The organism is Kribbella pratensis (assembly GCF_004366075.1).
GTDB classification, from domain to species: Bacteria; Actinomycetota; Actinomycetes; order Propionibacteriales; family Kribbellaceae; genus Kribbella; species Kribbella pratensis.
This window is the reverse complement of sequence record NZ_SODU01000003.1, coordinates 1,506,399-1,522,060: the sequence shown is the minus strand read 5'-3', so window position 1 is coordinate 1,522,060 and position 15,662 is coordinate 1,506,399. Positions and strand designations below refer to the sequence as shown.

Sequence of the window (15,662 nt, the reverse complement as noted above, 5' to 3'; positions counted from 1 at the left end):
GGTGCATGCTGAGGTTGTCTGTCGGGGCGCTGAGGACCAGGTGGCAGCTGTTCGCCGGTGCGGTGGTGGCTGTTGCGCTCGGGGTCGGTTTGGTGCAGTCCGGGTTGCAGATGCTGGCCGCGACCGACAGGCCGGTGTTGCCCGCGGGACTGTCGGCGTACGAGCGGGCCAAGGTCCGGGAGGGGTACGTCGGGGCCGCGACGCTGCTCGGAATGTCGGTCATGCTGGCTGTTTTCCTGAGCGTGTTCATCGTCAGCACGACGTTCGGCTTCATGACTGTGCAACGGCGGCGTGAGTTCGGGCTGCTTCGGCTGGTCGGAGCGCAGCGGGGTTACCTGTGCTTGATGGTCGTGACGGAGGCGGGTCTGCTCGGAGTGGTCGGCAGTGTGGTCGGGCTGCCGTTGGGGGTGCTGGCGACCTGGGCACAGTCGTGGTTGCTCGTTCGATTGGGGATGCTGCCGGAGTGGTTCGACGCGCCGTGGGATCAGGGTGCGGTGTGGGCGGCCATGATCGTCGGCGTGAGTACGGCGTTGGGCGGCGTACTCGCTGCGGCCTGGCGGGCGTCGCGGGTCAATGCGCTCGAGGCGATCGTCGAGGGACAGGCCGCGCGGCGGGTGATGACGGGATGGCGGTGGTTCTGGGGGCTGTCGGCTGCGTGCGGCACGGTGCTGCTGGTGATCGTGGCGCAGGCGGCGCGGGACCTCGTGGCCGGGTTGATGATCGGGCTGGTCGTGATGATCAGTGGGTCCGTGGCGTTGAGCCAGCTGAGCCCAGTCGTCGTACCGCTGGTCGGCCGGCTGCCCGCGATCGTTGTCCGTGGCAACTTGATCGCGGATCTGGCGCGGGCCGGTGTGCTGCACGCGGTACGCCGGAGCGCGGCGACCGCGGCGCCGTTGATCGTGCTCGTCGGGCTGGTCATCGGGCTGTGGGGCACGGTCGGGTCGCTGGCGAAGGCGGTCGGGGTCGAGCAGAAACAGTTGATCACGGCGGATGTCGTGGTCGATCACGTCGTTCGTCCGGGACCGGGGATCGCGGCGGCCTCGGCGCAGACCGCCGTACCGATCGCTGTGACACGCGGACGGAAAACGCTGTACTCCGAGGCGATCGGCATCGATCCGGCCGCGTACCAGCAGACCCACAAGCTGCGGCCCCGGAAAGGCTCGCTGGATCGGCTGACCGGGCGGACGATCGCGATCGGGCCGGGGATGGCCGCCGAGGGTTACCGGCTCGGATCGACCTTCAAGGTTGCGCTGGGCAACAGATCGATCGCCGTGAAGGTGGTCGCGGTCATGCCGGAGACGCTCGATGTGAGCGAGAACTTCTTCGTTCCGAGGAGTCTGCTGCCGGCCGGTGGGCGGACCGAGACGCTGGTGAAGCTGGCGCCTGGTGCGACGCTGGACGGCCGGTCGGTCGAGCAATGGGCGGAGGCGCGTGGCGAGGCGCAGCAGCGCAGCAATTCGGGACTGTTCGCCGCGCTCCTTGGATTGGCCGGAATCTTCACCGCGGTCGCGGTCGTCAACGCGGTCGTGATGTCGACAGCTGACCGGCGGCAGGAGTTTCACCTGTCACGGTTGGCCGGTCTGACGCGGGCACAGGTCGTGATGGTCGCGCTCGTGGAGTCCGTGACCGTTGTGGTGGTCGGCGTACTGCTCGGATCGTTGGTCGCCGCGGCCGCCCTCGCCGGCATCGCGGCGGGGCCTTACGGCCTTGCTGCGTTGGCGATCCCGTGGCGGCTGCTCGGACTGATCTTCGCGTCGGCGCTGGTGGTCGTCGGGGTCGCCGCGGCGCTCACTGCCGGTCGCGCCACGTCTCACCGGCTCGGCACATACCGAGCAGAATGACGTGGTGGAACGGCCGGATCAGGTTGTAGTAGAACCTCCCGGCCGGCCGCAGGAACTGCACCAGCGTCACGACCTTGAACGTCGCCGGCCGCTCGTTGTCGGTGATGAACGCGAGCCACGCGTCGAGGTGGTTGTCGGAGACCTTCAGCAGCAGGTAATGGTCCTCCTCGCCGCGCACGACGGTGAAGAACGCGTTCTTCTCGCCCGGCGTGAAGCTCACCGTCTCGGGCCGCAGGCGACGCGAGTCCGGTACGCCGGTGGTCTCGAGGCGAAGGACCGCGGCCACCGCCATCCGCACCGCGAACAATCCCTTGACCCACAACGGACTGTGCCCCAGCGCCCCCGCCACGAACTCCCGTAGCGTGACGTCGCCCCGGCCCGTCTTCACATCGATCTCGTCCACAACCGGCACCAGATCGTCGAGCTCGTGCAATGTGGTCGGCATGTGTGCTCCTCTGTCGATCAGCGTCTAGTCGATCAGCCGGAGAACCAGGTCGTAGATCTCCCGCACGTCCCGCTTGCCGATCGGCGGCACCACCTGCTCGGCGCCGATCAGAATCAGGTACAGCAACTGCGCGAACCGATCCGGGTCCACGTCCGCACCCAGGCCGCGGCACAGCTTCTTCAGGTACGCCGTTCGCGCCTTGTCCACCCGCTCCTGCGCGGCCCGCACCTCGCTGTCCTGCAAGGCCCAGGCGCGTACGGCGATCTCCAAGGCCGCGCTGTCCGGGTCGGCCAGCACCAACCGCAACAGATGCTGGAGCTTCGCGTTCGCGTCACGACCGTCCTCAACGGCGTCGATCAGCCGGGTCGTGTTCCGCGCCTCGAAGTACTCCAGCAAAGCCGCCTTGTACCCGGAAGCCCCGTTGAAGTGGTGGTAGTACGACCCCTTCGTCACCCCCAGGGCACCGGTCAACCGCTCGATCGTCACCGCCGGCGCACCCTCCGCCGCGAGCAACTCGAGCCCTGCGTCCAACCACTCCGTCCGACTGACCACAGCCGGACCATACCATACCGTTTGGTATGGTCGGCGGGCTGTAGACGCGGACGACCCGCCGGAGAGGGGTCCGGCGGGTCGGGATCGGGTGGGACGAGGGTCAGGCGTCGGCGGCGGTGAGGGCTTCGGCTTCCGACTCGGAGTGGGTGGTGGGGACCCGGAGGTGGGAGAGGGGCTTCCAGCCGCTGGCGAGGACGCCGACCGCGAGGAGTACGGCGAAGGCACCGACGTAGAACGGGAGCTGGATGTTGAACTCCTCGCCGAGCTTGCCGGCCAGCCACGGTGCGACCGCGCCGCCGGAGAAGCGGACGAAGGAGTATGCCGCGGACGCCGTACCGCGTTCGACCGGAGCGGCTGCCATCACGGCCTCGGTGATCAGCGTATTGTTGATGCCCAGGAACAGGCCGGCCACGATGACGCCGGCCGCGAGCACCGGCTTGTGGTGCGCGTAGACACCCATCACCGCGAGGTCCGCGCCGAACAGCAGCAGCACGGTCATCGCCACCGGGAGGGTGCCGAACCGGCGCTGCAGCCGCGGCGCGACGAACACCGAGGTGAACGCGAGACAGATGCCCCAGCCGAAGAAGATCAGCCCGATCTGCCGCGCCGACATCGCCAGCGGGAACGGGGTGAACGCGAGCAGCGTGAAGAACCCGAAGTTGTACAGCAACGCGGTGACCGCCACGGTCGCGAGCGACCGGTGCCGCAGTGCCTTCAACGGCTCGAGGATCGACGTACGACGTCCTTCCGGCGGTGATGCGGGCAGCAGGAAAGCGGTGGCGGCGAGGGCGATCGTCATCAGGACGGCGACGCCGAAGAACGGGCCGCGCCAGGAGATCGTGCCGAGTTCGCCGCCGACCAGCGGGCCGGCCGCGATCCCGACGCCGAGGGCGGCCTCGTAGAGGATGATCGCCTCTGCGACCGAACCGGCGGCCGAGTTCACGATCGTGGCGAGCGCGGTCGCGATGAACAGCGCGTTCCCCAGGCCCCAACCGGCCCGGAAGGCGACGATCATGCCGATGCTGCTGGACAGGCCGGCCAGCGCGCTGAAGACGACGATGACGGCCAGGCCGATGAGCAGGGTGCGCTTGGCGCCGATCCGGCTGGAGACCGCGCCGGTGATCAGCATCGCGACACCGATGACCGCCATGTAGCTGGTGAACAGCAGCGAGACCTGGGACGGGCTCGCATGCAGTTGTTCGGCGATCGGCTTGAGGATCGGATCCACCAGGCCGATGCCCATGAATGCGATCACGCAGGCGAACGCGACCGCCCAGACGGACTTGGGCTGCTTCAGGAACGACGACGTGCTCACCGGGCTGTGTCCTCCACGGGTTCGAGGGTGAGAAGTTTGTGGACGATGGCGACGGCGGCCTCCAGGGTGGTGAGGTCGGTCGCCGGGAGCTGACTCAGTTGCGCGGCCAAGGCGGCGCCGGCCTGGTGGCGGGCGCTGCGCAGCTCGGCGAGGCCTGCGTCGGTGAGGCTGATCAGACTGGCGCGCGAGTCGGCGGGGTCCTGGGCGCGGCGCACCCAACCCTGCTCCTCGAGGCGCTGCACGAGGTTGGACATGGTCGGCTGCGAACACCGGTCGGCCTTGGCCAGCTCGCTGATCCGGGCCTGTCCGAGTTCGTCCAATCGCCCCAGCACCCGCATCGCGGCGTGCGGCAGCGTGTTCACGTTCCGGGTGGCCAGCCGCGACAAGCGCGTCGACGCCACCACCATGTCCTCACCGAGCTGCGTCAGATCCCTGGTGCTCACACCCACAAATATACATAGGAAAGCTATGCATCTGCCCGGAAGTGAACAGAATCACGGCCCCCACCGGGCAGCGGTGGGGGCCGTGATCGTGAGGTCGGCGGCTGTAGGAAGTCAGCAACCGTAAGAGGTCAGTCGGATGTACCAGACGGGGTCCCAGCTGGGAAAGGCACGCTCGTGGGGGTCACGGCAGCCGATCTGAACGCCGTTCTGGTCGAGGGTCCTGACGGCCGCCGTCCCGGTCTGTGCGTTGGTCAGGTCGCCGCTGCCATGCCAGTAGCTCAGTCGGTACGTGCCATAGCTGTAGAACTTGAACACGAAGCCGCCGCTGCCCCAGGGAACGCCGGCGCAGGCGTAGCCGGGTTCGCAGGGCACGAGCGACCCACCCGGGTACCACTTGCGGGACGCGGCGGCAGGGCTGGTGGTGGGCTCCGGCAGCGCGATCGCCGGCGTCACCGACGGGCCACTCGGAACCCGGACGTAGTAGGCGACTTTGTCCGGGGTTCTGGGTGTCTCGACCGGCGCTGCGTTCGCGGTGGTCAGCACGGTTGTCGCGGTGCCGAGAGTCAGCAGCAGTCCGGCGGCTGCGACAAGTGTTCGTCGTACCAGGCTCATGTATCCCCCTTCGTGCGGTTGGGTGACCCAGCCTGGTCGGAGCCGCTTTCAGAACACTTTCACTCGCTTGGGTCGAGTCGAGCGGGGCGCGTACGGCGAGGTTGATCAACCGATCACCGGGGCGCCGGCCGCCGTGCGGAAGGCGGTCAACGGGATCGGACCGCGGTGCAGGATGTGCGGGATGTCGGCCCAGGGGTAGAGGGGCTCCGTGGCATTGAGGTTGCGGAGCCGTTGGAGTGCACGCTCGGAGGGAGTGGACAGGGCGGCGGCCGCCTCGGGGGTGTAGGGGATGAAGTCCTCGGCCGGTTGCGGGCGGAGTTCGGGATCGTGGCGCTTCAGGAGGATGCAGGTGCGGGCCGGGTCGAGAAGGTCGGCGTCGAGGGTCCAGAAGTCGATGACGACCGGGCCGATCCGGCCTGACTCTTGCATGGCCTCGAAGATCGGGGCCGGGTGGACGGGGGAGAGGAACACGACGTCGGCCCAGCAGCAGTCGAGTGGGTAGACCGGGGTGCGCAGGGTTTCCGGGCGAGCGGCGTACTTCGCGAGCTCACGCGTGTAGATGTCCGGGTAGTGCACACGCAGCTGGTTGAGCGGCAGGATGGCGTCACCGCGGATGTCACCTGCGGCCTTGTAGAGAAGAGTCGTCATACACAAAAGCCTCCGAGCACGAGAACCGTGCCGGAGGCTGCGTCTACATTTTACCGGGATCCGCATGGTCAAAGCCATCCTCGGAAGCGCACTGTTCTTCTTCGCTGCGCCGTGCGTGGTCGCCGGCGTGCTCCCGTGGTGGGTCAGCGGCTGGGCGGCGGCACGGTTCTGGCCCGGCTTCGTGATCGTGGCGGCCGGTGCGTTCGTCGTACTGCGTGCCTTCGTCCGATTCGTCCGAGAAGGCCGCGGTACGCCGGCTCCTGTCGCGCCGACCGAGGAGCTTGTGGTCGGCGGTGACTACCGATTCGTGCGGAACCCGATGTACGTCGGGGTGGTCGCGGCGATCTTCGGGCAGGCACTCGTTTTCCTTGATTGGCGGGTGCTCGGGTACGGCGTGATCGCGTGGGCCGTGATGGCGTCGTTCGTGCGTTGGTACGAGGAGCCGGTGTTGCGGGAGCGGTACGGCCGGCAGTACGAGGACTACTGCCGAGCCGTGCCGGCGTGGATTCCACGGTTCAAGGCTTTGGGCGGGTAGGAGCCGACGCGATCCTGCACGGCTGCAAAGTTGCAGTGTTTAATTGTTTGCAGTGGGTGCAAGTTTGTCCGTAGGCTGGTGTGCGTGAGGCACGGAGAGGGTGGGTTGCGGGAGCGCAAGAAACTGCAGACGCGGGCGGCGTTGGCCGATGCGGCGTTGCGGCTGGCGCTGGAGAAGGGGCCCGACCAGGTCACGGTCGAGGAGATCGCCGAGGCGGCCGACGTCTCGGTGCGGACCTTCTTCAACTACTTCCCGCACAAGGAGTACGCGATCCTCGCGCGGAACCCCGAGCACCTCGAGCGGGCCCTGGAGCGGATGCGGACGGCGCCGGCCGAGGAGTCGCCGCTGACCACGATGTGGTTCATCGTCAACGACGTACTGCGGGACCTGGAGAGCGACGGTCAACTGTCGCGCCGCGGTGAGCTGATCATGAGTTCGCCGAGCCTGCTGTACCAGCTGATGCTGTCGAGCCTGGACGACGAGCGGCAGCTGACCGCGGCCCTCGCCGAGCGAATGGGCGAACCGGCCGGATCGGTCCGGCCGGCACTGATCGTCAGCACGGCCGGCGCCGCCTGCCGCGTCGTGATGGAGCTGCACAAGTCCGCTCCCGACCGGCCGATCCGCGATCTGCTGGACGAAGCGTTCCATTTACTTGCCCAAGGCATCGATGCCGCCTTCGGGCCGGACCACCAGAAGAAAGGCACCTCATGACGACGACCTCGTCACCCACTCCGGAACCCGTGGGTGAGGTCACCACCACCGAGACGGCGACACTCACGCCGCGGCAGACCATCCAGGCCATCTCCGGCCTGATGATGGGCATGTTCGTGGCGATCCTCGCCGGCACCGTGGTGAGCACCGCGCTGCCGCGGATCATTCACGACCTGGGGGCGAGTCAGTCGTCGTACACCTGGGTCGTCACCCTCGAGCTGCTGACGATGACGGCCACCGTGCCGTTGTGGGGCAAGCTCGCCGACCTCTACAACAACAAACTGCTGGTCCAGCTGTCGCTGGGTTTCTTCGTGATCGGCTCGCTGGTCGCCGGTTTCGCGCCGAACATCGAGGTGCTGCTGGGCAGCCGCGTCCTCCAGGGCCTCGGCGCCGGCGGTCTGACCGCGCTCGTGCAGATCGTGATGGCGGCCATCATCCCGCCGCGCGAGCTCGGCCGGTACTCCGGCATCTTCGGTGCGATCTTCGCGTCGGCGACCGTCGGCGGACCGCTGCTCGGCGGCTTCCTCGTCGACTCGCCGCTCGGCTGGCGCGCCTGCTTCCTGGTCGGCGTGCCGTTCGTGCTGGCGGCGATCGTCCTGTTGCAGCGCACGCTGAAGCTGCCGACCGTCCGTCGCGAGGTGAAGATCGACTGGTGGGGCGCGGTCCTGATCATGGGCGGCGTGAGCACCCTGCTGGTCTGGTCCTCGTTCGCAGGCAACAAGTTCGAGTGGGTCTCCGGCTGGAGCTTCGGGCTGGTCGCGGTCGCCGTGGTCGCGCTGGTCGCGGCGGTGCTGGTCGAGCGCCGCCACCCCGAGCCGATCATCCCGATGGACCTGTTCCGCAACCGGACGGTGACGCTGTCCATCATCGCCAGCGCGCTGGTCGGCGTCGCGATGTTCGGCGGCTCGGTGTTCCTGGCGCAGTACTTCCAGATCGCCCAGGGCTACACGCCGACCAAGGCCGGCCTGATGAGCCTGCCGCTGATCCTCGGCATGATGGTCGCCTCCACGATCGCCGGTGGGCTGATCACGAAGTACGGCCGCTGGAAGATCTACCTCGTCGTCGGCAGCGTCCTGCTGCCGATCGCGCTGGCGCTGTTCGGCACGATCGACGCGCACACCTCGAAGTACATGCTGTGGAGCTTCATGATCGTCCTCGGCGTCGGCATCGGCCTGGTCATGCAGAACCTGGTCCTCGCCGCGCAGAACGACGTACCGGCCCGGGAGCTGGGGGCGGCGACGTCCGCGGTCAGCTTCTTCCGGAGCATGGGCGGCACGATCGGCGTCAGCGTGCTGGGCGCGATCCTGGCGAACAACGTCGCCGAGACGCTGAACCCGGGCGGCGCGTCGTCCGGCGGCGGCAACGCGGTGCCGAACATCGCGGAGCTGCCTCCGGAGGTACGGACCATCGTCGAGAACGCGTACGGCGCGGCGACCGCGGACCTGTTCATGATGTCGGTCCCGTTCGCGGTCCTCGCCCTCATCGCCGTCCTCTTCATCAAGGAGAAGGCCCTCCTCACCACCTCCGGCGCCGAACGCCGCGCCGAAGAAGAGGGACCTGACAAACTGGATGCATGATCGTCGCATTCAGCATCAGCCCGTCGGCCGGTGACGAGACCGGGGGCGTGAGCGAAGCGGTGGCCGAGGCCGTCCGCGTCGTCCGCGCCTCCGGTCTTCCCAATGAGACCAACGCGATGTTCACCAACATCGAGGGCGAATGGGACGAGGTGATGGCGGTGGTGAAGCAGGCCGTGGATGCGGTTGCCGCGGCGTCGCCGCGGGTCAGCCTCGTGCTCAAGGCGGACATCCGGCCGGGGTACACCGGCCAGCTGACCGCGAAGGTCGAGCGCATCGAACAGGCGTTAGGCGAGTGAGTTCAGGGCGCTGATGACCTGGTCGTAGCGGTTCTCACGTTCGGCGTGGCGGAGGAAGTGGACCCGGTCGACGAGGATCTCGTCGGCGTCCGGCTGTTGCTGCAGCAGGCTGATGGTCTCGTCGGCGTACTCGTCCAGCGGCATCGCTCCCTCGCCGTCGTCCTCGTCCAGCAGGCCGGTCCGGACCTTGGGCGGGACCACCTCGATCACCTGGATCCCGGTGTCCGCGAGCTGGATCCGCAGGCTCTGCGTGTAGCTGTGGATCGCGGCCTTCGTCGCGCTGTACGTCGGCGTGATCGTCAGCGGCACCGAGGCGAGGCCGGACGAGACCGTCAGGATCACCGGGTCGGTCTGCTTCAGCAGGTACGGCGTGAAGGTGGCGATGGTGCGGATCGTGCCGAGCAGGTTGATGTCGATGGTCTGCTCGGCGGTGTCCAGGTGAGCGGGGTAGCGGAGGTCCTCGACCTGCATGATGCCGGCCATCGTGATCAGCACGTTGACGTCGTGGCTGCTGGTCACCTGCTCGAACGCCGCAGTGATCGAGGCCGGGTCGGCGACGTCGAGGAGGATGCCTTCGATACCGTCCTCGGCGGCGATCGTGTCGAGCAGGTCCTTGCGGCGGCCGCTGATGATCACGGTGTTGCCGAGGTCGCGGAACCGCCGGGCGAGCTCGAGGCCGATACCCGACGTACCGCCGGTCATGAAGATCGTGTTGCCTGTTGTTTTCATGGCTCCAGAGTGGAACCGGATGCTCCGGGCAACCAGGCTGCACTTAACCACTGCTCGCCAAGCAGTGGTTAACCGGCGCGACGCGTGGACACTGGAGTCATGGAGTACGCCGACCTGTCCGACTTCCTGCGCAAACGCCGCGAGGCCCTGCAACCCGAGGACGTCGGGATGCCCCGCGGCCGCCGACGCCGTACGCCGGGACTGCGCCGTGAGGAGGTGGCGGCGCTCGCGTCGATGTCGGCCGACTACTACAGCCGGCTCGAGGGCGGACGCGGCCCGCAGCCGTCGGTCGAGATGCTGGGCGCGATCGCCCGGGCGCTCCGGCTGACGCTCGAGGAGCGCGACCACCTGTTCCTGCTGGCCGGTCACGGTACGCCGCCGCGCACGACGCGGGCGTGCCACGTCGACCCCGGCATGCTGCGCATCCTGGACCGGCTGCAAGACACTCCCGCGATGCTGCTCAACCGTTGCGGCGAGGTGCTCGCGCAGACGCCGGCGCACGTCGCGTTCGCCGGCGAGCTGACCAACTTCGAGGGGATGGAACGCAGCGAGGTCTACCGCTGGTTCGCGCATCCGGAGGAGCGGGCGCTCTACCAGGAGCCGGAGCTGTCGACGCACAGCCGGCTGCTCGTCTCGATGCTGCGCACGGCCGCGACCATCGACGGCCCGAAGTCGTACGCCGCCTCGATCGTGCGGGCACTGCAGAAGCTGAGCCCTGAGTTCGCCGAGGTCTGGAACGCGCACGAGGTGGTGGTCGCGCACAGCCGGACCAAGAGGTACCGGCATCCGGTGGTCGGCGAGCTGGAGCTGTACTGCGAGCTGATCGACAACCGCGACCAGCAGCAGACCCTGATCGTCTTCACCGCGGAGCCGGGCAGTGAGAGTGCGGAGAAGTTGCGGTTGCTGAGCGTTCTGGGCAGCCAGGCGATGAACCCTGGACAGGGCTTTGATCGGGAGTTAATTTAAGCTCTGAAATTTACAGAGCGTTCTTACGGAAAGGTCCGCCCCCATGCTTTCCGATCGATTCCGCCTGCCCGCATTCATGCTCGCCCTCGTGCTTGTGGTCGCCGGCCTGACCAGCACGGCGACGGCACAGGTCCAAGCCACCTTCAAGGTCCTCGCGTTCTACAGCGGAACCTGGGACGCCGCCCACATCGACTTCGAGAAAGAGGCGAACCAGCGCTTTCCCGAGTTCGGTGCGCAGAACGGGTTCACCTACACGGCCACGAACAACTGGGACCAGCTCAACAACCTGAGCGCCTCGCAGTACCAGGTCGTGATGTTCCTTGACGACTCGCCACACACCGACGCGCAGCGCAACGGGTTCAAGAACTACATGGACAACGGCGGCGCATTCTTCGGCTTCCACGTCACGGCGTACAACGACGCCAGTGGTGGCTGGCCGTGGTTCAACAACACGCTGCTCGGCACGGGGCGGTTCCAGTCGAACACCTGGGGTCCGACCGCGGTGACCCTGCGGACCGAGAACCGTTCGCACCCGGCTTTGGTGAACACCGGTGCGACGTTCCGGTCGTCGGTCAGCGAGTGGTACAGCTGGCAGAACGACCTGCGGAACAACCCCGACATCCAGATTCTGGCGTCGATCGACAACTCCAGCTTCCCGGTCGGCACCGACCCGAACCAGACCTGGTACGGCGGCTACTACCCGATCATCTGGACCAACAAGAACTACAAGATGATCTACGCGAACTTCGGCCACAACGCGATGAACTACGAGACCAACACGCGGCTCTCGTCGACCTTCGACAGCCCGGCGCAGAACCAGTTCATGATGGACGCGCTGAAGTGGCTCGGCGGTGCCGGGACGACGCCGCCGGCCGACCAGCCGTCGCCGGCCGCGTGGTACTCGATCGCGAACAAGGCCAACGGGAAGTGCGTCGACGCCCGCGCGGCCGGGACTGCCAACGGGACCGCCATCCAGCAGTACAGCTGCAACGGCACACAGGCGCAGCAGTTCCAGTTCCAGCCGACATCCAGCGGGTTCACCCGGGTCAACAACCGGAACGACGTAACCAAGGTCATCGACGTGACCGGTGTGTCCGTCGCGGACAACGCCGGCCTTCAGCTGTGGACGTACAGCAACGGCAACAACCAGCAGTGGCAGGCCGTTTCCGAAGGCAGCGGCTACTTCCACTTCGTCAGCCGCCTCAGCAACAAATGCCTGACGGTTCCGGGTGGCTCGACGGCCGACAGCACTCAACTCGTCCAACTCACCTGCAACTCCAGCACAGCGCAGTCCTTCAAGCTGACGTGATGGCCGGGTTAGATTGCGGCGCATGAGAATCCTGCGTGTGGCCGCCTTGGCGGCAGGAGGTCTGTTGTTGATGGGTCAGGTCGTGCCCGCCCAGGCTCACGGCGGATCGTCGTACCGGTGGGAGCTGACGCCGACCGGTACGACGGCGCAGTTCCGTGGGCTCGCGGCGGTCAGCAAGGACGTCGCCTGGGTTGGCGGGACCGGAGGGACCGTGCTGCGGACCGTCGATGGCGGGAAGCACTGGGAGAACGTCAGTCCGGCCGGTGCGGAGGCGCTGCAGTTCCGCGATGTCGAGGCGTTCGACGCCCGGCGTGCGGTCGCGCTCACGATCGGGAACGGCGAGGACTCCCGGGTCTACCGAACCGCCGACGGCGGAAAAACCTGGTCGGAAACGTTCCGGAACACGGACGCGAACGCGTTCTACGACTGCATGGCCTTCAACGACGACAAGCACGGCCTGGCGCTCAGCGATCCGGTGGACGGAAAGTTCCGGATCGCGGCGACCTCCGACGGCGGAAAGTCCTGGAATGTGCAGCCGACCGACGGAATGCCGGCCGCCCTTGCCGGGGAGTTCGCGTTCGCGGCGAGCGGCACCTGCCTGGTCGCCGGCCACGGTCGTACGGCGTGGTTCGCGAGCGGTGGCGGCGATCGGCCGCGGGTGTTCCGGACCGTCGACGGCGGACGGCGCTGGACGGTCTCGGACTCTCCGATGGCCAGTGGTGAAGCGGCCGGGATCTTCAGCCTCGCGTTCCGGAACACGTTGTTCGGCGTCGCGGTCGGCGGTGACTTCCTCAAACCGACCGAGGCCGTGAACGCCGCGTCGGTGACGTACGACGGTGGTCGCACCTGGAAGCTGGTGCCGGCCGACAGGGCGCCGAAGGGCTACCGGAGCGGGTCGCACTTCGTTCCGTGGTCGCCCACGACCGTCGTCGCGGTCGGTCCGTCCGGGAGTGATGTCAGCTTCGACGGCGGACGCAGCTGGAAGCAGTTCTACGACGGCAGCTTCGACAGCGTCGAATGCGCCGGCCACGGCATCCAAGCAGGCTGCTGGGCCTCCGGCGCCAAGGGCGCCGTCGGACGTCTCGTGCACTGACGTTCGAACCGGCGACACTCGCTCGTTGTGCGGGTGTCGCCGGTTTTCCGGAAGATGAGTGCATGCGTAAATTACTGACCATCCTCGTGGGGTTCCTGATCGTGGTTCCCACCGTCGCCGCGGCCCGTCCCGACGCGGGTCGTCCGGGCCGGCCGCTGACCGTCATGTCGTACAACATCCACCACGGCGCGGGGATCGACGGCGTACTCGATCTCGAGCGGATCGCCGTCCTGATCGAGCAGTCCGGGGCCGACGTGATCGGCCTGCAGGAGGTCGACCGGCACTGGGACGTGCGCAGCAACTGGGTGGATCAGCCGGCCTGGTTCGCCCAGCGGCTGAAGATGCACTACGCGTACGCCGCGAACCTCGACCTTCCCCCGGTCAACCCGGGAGAGCCGCGCCGGCAGTACGGGACCGCCATCCTGTCCAGGTATCCGATCCAGGACTTCAGCAACACGCTGCTGCCGAAGTACCCGACCGGTGAACAGCGCGGCCTGGCGGTGGCGGACCTCATGGTCCGCGGCGCCGAACTGCGGTTCGCGAACACGCATCTGACCAGCAACAACAACGCCGAGCGGTTGGAGCAGGCGCAGAAGGTGGTCGAGCTGCTCAGCGGATCGCGGACGCCGACACTGCTCGTCGGCGACCTGAACGCGACGCCGGAGAAGCCGGAGATCAAGACGCTGACCGCGGTGTACGACGACACCTGGACCGAGGTCGGTGTGGGTCCGGGCTACACGATCGAGGCGGACAACCCGACCAAGCGCATCGATTTCCAGCTGCACAGCGCGGGACTGCGCCCGACGAAGGCCGCCGTACCGGTGACGCCGGCCTCGGACCACCTGCCGGTGGTCGCCTCGTTCGTCCTCAGCTGAATCACCGAGCTCGGCAACGCCCCTCCGGCTCCGGCCGGAGGGGCGTTTTCGTGCGCCCACCTGCGGGTTCGCCGAATCACAAGCTTGTAGTTTGTCAAGCCGACACACGGGTGAAACAAAGATACTCGTGTGAAAGGTGTTCCCATTGGGGCTGTGGGCAACTAGTGTCACGTATGTGGTCCAGGAGGACCAAAAGTTCACGAACCCTGGGGAAGGGGTTCGTGACCGGCGGAAGGAACGATCCCGATGCGGACGCCCACCAGGGCCACGTCCGGCGGGCGGATCACGAGTGCTGGGAAGACCGGCAGAGCAGGCAAGGCCCTGCTCTCCGGGGTGCTCGCGATCTGCTTGGCCGGCACGATGGCCGTGCCCACCCTTCAGGCCGAGGCCGCGAAGCCGAAGCCGCCGGTGATTCCGTCCAAGGCCGCGGTCGAGCGTGCCAAGCAGGCCGCCGCCTCGAAGGCCGCTCAGGTCGCCGCGATCGAGCGTCAGCTCGCCGCCGCCGGCGCACGGCTCGAGCAGCTCGGCATCCAGTCCGGCATCGCCGACGAGGCCTACAACGGCGCCGTCTACCGCCTGCAGCAGGCCAAGGCCGAGGCGGCAGCCGCCGCGGCCCGGGCCGCCGAGGCACAGAAGACGCTCACCGCCCAGCGGCAGCAGATCGGTCGCTTCGCCGCCGCGTCGTACCAAGGTGGTGGCGACGTGGCGAAGATCGCGCCGCTGTTCACCGCCGAGGGTCCGCAGCAGCTGCTCGACTCGGCCGGTGCGGCGCACTCGGTGTCGGCCGCAATGCAGGGTTCGTACCTGCGGTTCACGGCGACGCAGGTGATGACGAACCTGTTCAAGGTGCAGGCCGACCAGGCGGTCGTGAAGGTGAAGAAGGCGGCCGACGAGGCGGCCAAGGCGAAGAAGGCGGCCGAGGATGCGGAGGCCGCGCAGTCGGCGGCCGTGACCGCGATCGGCGTCCAGCGCAAGCAGTCGATCGCGCAGCTCGCCACCTTGCAGAACATCTCGGTGCGGGTGGCCGCCCAGCGGCAGCAGGGGCTCGAGGAGCTTGCGCGGCAGCGGGCCGCTGCGATCGCCGCGAAGAAGGCCGCCGAGCTGAAGCGCCGGATCGCCGCCCGGGAGGCCGCGGAGCGCCGCGCGGAGGCGGCCGAGCGGGCTCGCGAGGCAGCGGAGAAGGCTCGCGAGGAGAAGGAAGAGCGCGAGCACAACAACGGCAAGAAGAACCCGCCGAAGCGGCACAAGCCGTCCACGCCGAGCCGTGACAAGCACGACAACGACAACGGCAACCACAGCTCGCGGAAGGGCGCGTCGGCGGCGATCGAGTTCGCGATGCGACAGCTCGGCGACATGTACCTGTGGGGCGCGACCGGCCCGAGCCGGTGGGACTGCTCCGGGCTGACCCAGGGCGCCTGGGAGCAGGCCGGTGTGCAGCTGCCGCACTACAGCGTCGCGCAGTACGAGCAGATCCAGCACATCGACGAGGACGAGCTGCGGCCCGGTGACCTGATCTTCTGGTCGCTGGACCCGAGCGACCCGGGCACCATCCACCACGTCGCGATGTATCTCGGCAACGGCCGGATGATCCACGCGCCGCGGACCGGCAAGCCGGTGCAGATCGACAGCGTCTACTACTGGGAACCCCCGGACTTCTTCGGGCGTCCCTGATGCGGTTGTCCCCGGCAACGGTCTGTTGCCGGGGACGTTTCGCT

At 67.8% G+C, this 15,662-nt stretch carries 17 protein-coding genes; 10 read left to right on the top strand and 7 right to left on the bottom strand.

Features of this window, described 5'->3' with window-relative positions; all coding sequences use genetic code 11:
• The first annotated feature begins 5 nt into the window (after positions 1-5).
• Entirely contained in the window at positions 6-1,841 is a 1,836-nt protein-coding gene (locus EV137_RS31585; protein WP_134131783.1) for an ABC transporter permease, read from the top strand.
• Here the strand turns inward: EV137_RS31585 and EV137_RS31580 are convergent.
• From EV137_RS31580 to EV137_RS31555, 6 genes are all read right to left on the bottom strand, one after another.
• Positions 1,789-2,286: a DUF2867 domain-containing protein gene (locus EV137_RS31580; protein WP_134007733.1), complete on the bottom strand. Its 498-nt coding sequence runs from the start codon at positions 2,284-2,286 to the stop codon at positions 1,789-1,791. The genes EV137_RS31585 and EV137_RS31580 overlap by 53 nt on opposite strands.
• A gap of 24 nt (positions 2,287-2,310) precedes the next feature.
• A complete protein-coding gene (locus EV137_RS31575; protein WP_134007735.1) occupies positions 2,311-2,838 on the bottom strand; it encodes a TetR/AcrR family transcriptional regulator in 528 nt (175 codons plus the stop codon).
• Positions 2,839-2,938: 100 nt separating this feature from the next.
• Positions 2,939-4,153 carry an MFS transporter gene (locus EV137_RS31570; protein ID WP_238175668.1) on the bottom strand — a complete coding sequence of 405 codons (1,215 nt, stop codon included), beginning with the start codon at positions 4,151-4,153 and terminating at the stop codon, positions 2,939-2,941.
• A complete protein-coding gene (locus tag EV137_RS31565; RefSeq protein WP_134131782.1) occupies positions 4,150-4,596 on the bottom strand; it encodes a MarR family winged helix-turn-helix transcriptional regulator in 447 nt (148 codons plus the stop codon). Before EV137_RS31565 ends, EV137_RS31570 begins: the two co-directional genes overlap by 4 nt.
• A 111-nt stretch (positions 4,597-4,707) precedes the next feature.
• Positions 4,708-5,208: a hypothetical protein gene (locus EV137_RS31560; protein WP_134007739.1), complete on the bottom strand. Its 501-nt coding sequence runs from the start codon at positions 5,206-5,208 to the stop codon at positions 4,708-4,710.
• A 105-nt stretch (positions 5,209-5,313) separates the two neighbouring features.
• Positions 5,314-5,856 (bottom strand): hypothetical protein, encoded by a 543-nt coding sequence (locus EV137_RS31555; RefSeq protein WP_134131781.1) that lies wholly within the window; start codon positions 5,854-5,856, stop codon positions 5,314-5,316.
• 64 nt (positions 5,857-5,920) lie between these two features.
• On the opposite strand from EV137_RS31555, the gene EV137_RS31550 reads away from it, so the two are divergent.
• The 4 genes from EV137_RS31550 to EV137_RS31535 all read left to right on the top strand — a co-directional run bounded on the left by EV137_RS31550 (position 5,921) and on the right by EV137_RS31535 (position 8,975).
• On the top strand, positions 5,921-6,391 hold the full coding sequence (locus tag EV137_RS31550; protein WP_134007743.1) for a methyltransferase family protein: 471 nt from the start codon (positions 5,921-5,923) through the stop codon (positions 6,389-6,391).
• Positions 6,392-6,475: 84 nt separating this feature from the next.
• Positions 6,476-7,102 (top strand): TetR family transcriptional regulator, encoded by a 627-nt coding sequence (locus tag EV137_RS31545; RefSeq protein ID WP_238175667.1) that lies wholly within the window; start codon positions 6,476-6,478, stop codon positions 7,100-7,102.
• Complete coding sequence (locus EV137_RS31540) at positions 7,099-8,679, top strand: MDR family MFS transporter (protein WP_134131780.1); 1,581 nt, start codon at positions 7,099-7,101, stop codon at positions 8,677-8,679. Before EV137_RS31545 ends, EV137_RS31540 begins: the two co-directional genes overlap by 4 nt.
• On the top strand, positions 8,676-8,975 hold the full coding sequence (locus EV137_RS31535; protein WP_133785798.1) for a thiamine-binding protein: 300 nt from the start codon (positions 8,676-8,678) through the stop codon (positions 8,973-8,975). Before EV137_RS31540 ends, EV137_RS31535 begins: the two co-directional genes overlap by 4 nt.
• Here EV137_RS31535 and EV137_RS31530 read toward each other — a convergent pair.
• Positions 8,964-9,704, bottom strand: a complete 741-nt coding sequence (locus EV137_RS31530; RefSeq protein ID WP_134131779.1) for an SDR family oxidoreductase — start codon at positions 9,702-9,704, stop codon at positions 8,964-8,966. The genes EV137_RS31535 and EV137_RS31530 overlap by 12 nt on opposite strands.
• A 99-nt stretch (positions 9,705-9,803) precedes the next feature.
• On the opposite strand from EV137_RS31530, the gene EV137_RS31525 reads away from it, so the two are divergent.
• From EV137_RS31525 to EV137_RS31505, 5 genes are all read left to right on the top strand, one after another.
• Positions 9,804-10,670 carry a helix-turn-helix transcriptional regulator gene (locus tag EV137_RS31525; protein ID WP_134007749.1) on the top strand — a complete coding sequence of 289 codons (867 nt, stop codon included), beginning with the start codon at positions 9,804-9,806 and terminating at the stop codon, positions 10,668-10,670.
• A gap of 43 nt (positions 10,671-10,713) precedes the next feature.
• A complete protein-coding gene (locus EV137_RS31520) occupies positions 10,714-11,979 on the top strand; it encodes a ThuA domain-containing protein (protein WP_202871209.1) in 1,266 nt (421 codons plus the stop codon).
• 22 nt (positions 11,980-12,001) lie between these two features.
• A complete protein-coding gene (locus tag EV137_RS31515; RefSeq protein WP_134007751.1) occupies positions 12,002-13,072 on the top strand; it encodes a WD40/YVTN/BNR-like repeat-containing protein in 1,071 nt (356 codons plus the stop codon).
• A gap of 62 nt (positions 13,073-13,134) precedes the next feature.
• A complete protein-coding gene (locus EV137_RS31510) occupies positions 13,135-13,947 on the top strand; it encodes an endonuclease/exonuclease/phosphatase family protein (protein ID WP_134007753.1) in 813 nt (270 codons plus the stop codon).
• A gap of 246 nt (positions 13,948-14,193) precedes the next feature.
• Complete coding sequence (locus EV137_RS31505; protein WP_134131778.1) at positions 14,194-15,618, top strand: C40 family peptidase; 1,425 nt, start codon at positions 14,194-14,196, stop codon at positions 15,616-15,618.
• Positions 15,619-15,662 lie beyond the last annotated feature (44 nt).

What these genes read in the sequence shown, in the direction of transcription:
- EV137_RS31585 (WP_134131783.1), top strand. Translation starts at nt 6, where the DNA reads ATGCTGAGGTTGTCTGTCGGGGCGCTGAGGACCAGGTGGCAGCTGTTC.
- EV137_RS31580 (WP_134007733.1), bottom strand. Translation starts at nt 2,286, where the DNA reads ATGCCGACCACATTGCACGAGCTCGACGATCTGGTGCCGGTTGTGGAC.
- EV137_RS31560 (WP_134007739.1), bottom strand. Translation starts at nt 5,208, where the DNA reads ATGAGCCTGGTACGACGAACACTTGTCGCAGCCGCCGGACTGCTGCTG.
- EV137_RS31555 (WP_134131781.1), bottom strand. Translation starts at nt 5,856, where the DNA reads ATGACGACTCTTCTCTACAAGGCCGCAGGTGACATCCGCGGTGACGCC.
- EV137_RS31550 (WP_134007743.1), top strand. Translation starts at nt 5,921, where the DNA reads ATGGTCAAAGCCATCCTCGGAAGCGCACTGTTCTTCTTCGCTGCGCCG.
- EV137_RS31540 (WP_134131780.1), top strand. Translation starts at nt 7,099, where the DNA reads ATGACGACGACCTCGTCACCCACTCCGGAACCCGTGGGTGAGGTCACC.
- EV137_RS31535 (WP_133785798.1), top strand. Translation starts at nt 8,676, where the DNA reads ATGATCGTCGCATTCAGCATCAGCCCGTCGGCCGGTGACGAGACCGGG.
- EV137_RS31530 (WP_134131779.1), bottom strand. Translation starts at nt 9,704, where the DNA reads ATGAAAACAACAGGCAACACGATCTTCATGACCGGCGGTACGTCGGGT.
- EV137_RS31525 (WP_134007749.1), top strand. Translation starts at nt 9,804, where the DNA reads ATGGAGTACGCCGACCTGTCCGACTTCCTGCGCAAACGCCGCGAGGCC.
- EV137_RS31520 (WP_202871209.1), top strand. Translation starts at nt 10,714, where the DNA reads ATGCTTTCCGATCGATTCCGCCTGCCCGCATTCATGCTCGCCCTCGTG.
- EV137_RS31515 (WP_134007751.1), top strand. Translation starts at nt 12,002, where the DNA reads ATGAGAATCCTGCGTGTGGCCGCCTTGGCGGCAGGAGGTCTGTTGTTG.
- EV137_RS31510 (WP_134007753.1), top strand. Translation starts at nt 13,135, where the DNA reads ATGCGTAAATTACTGACCATCCTCGTGGGGTTCCTGATCGTGGTTCCC.
- EV137_RS31505 (WP_134131778.1), top strand. Translation starts at nt 14,194, where the DNA reads ATGCGGACGCCCACCAGGGCCACGTCCGGCGGGCGGATCACGAGTGCT.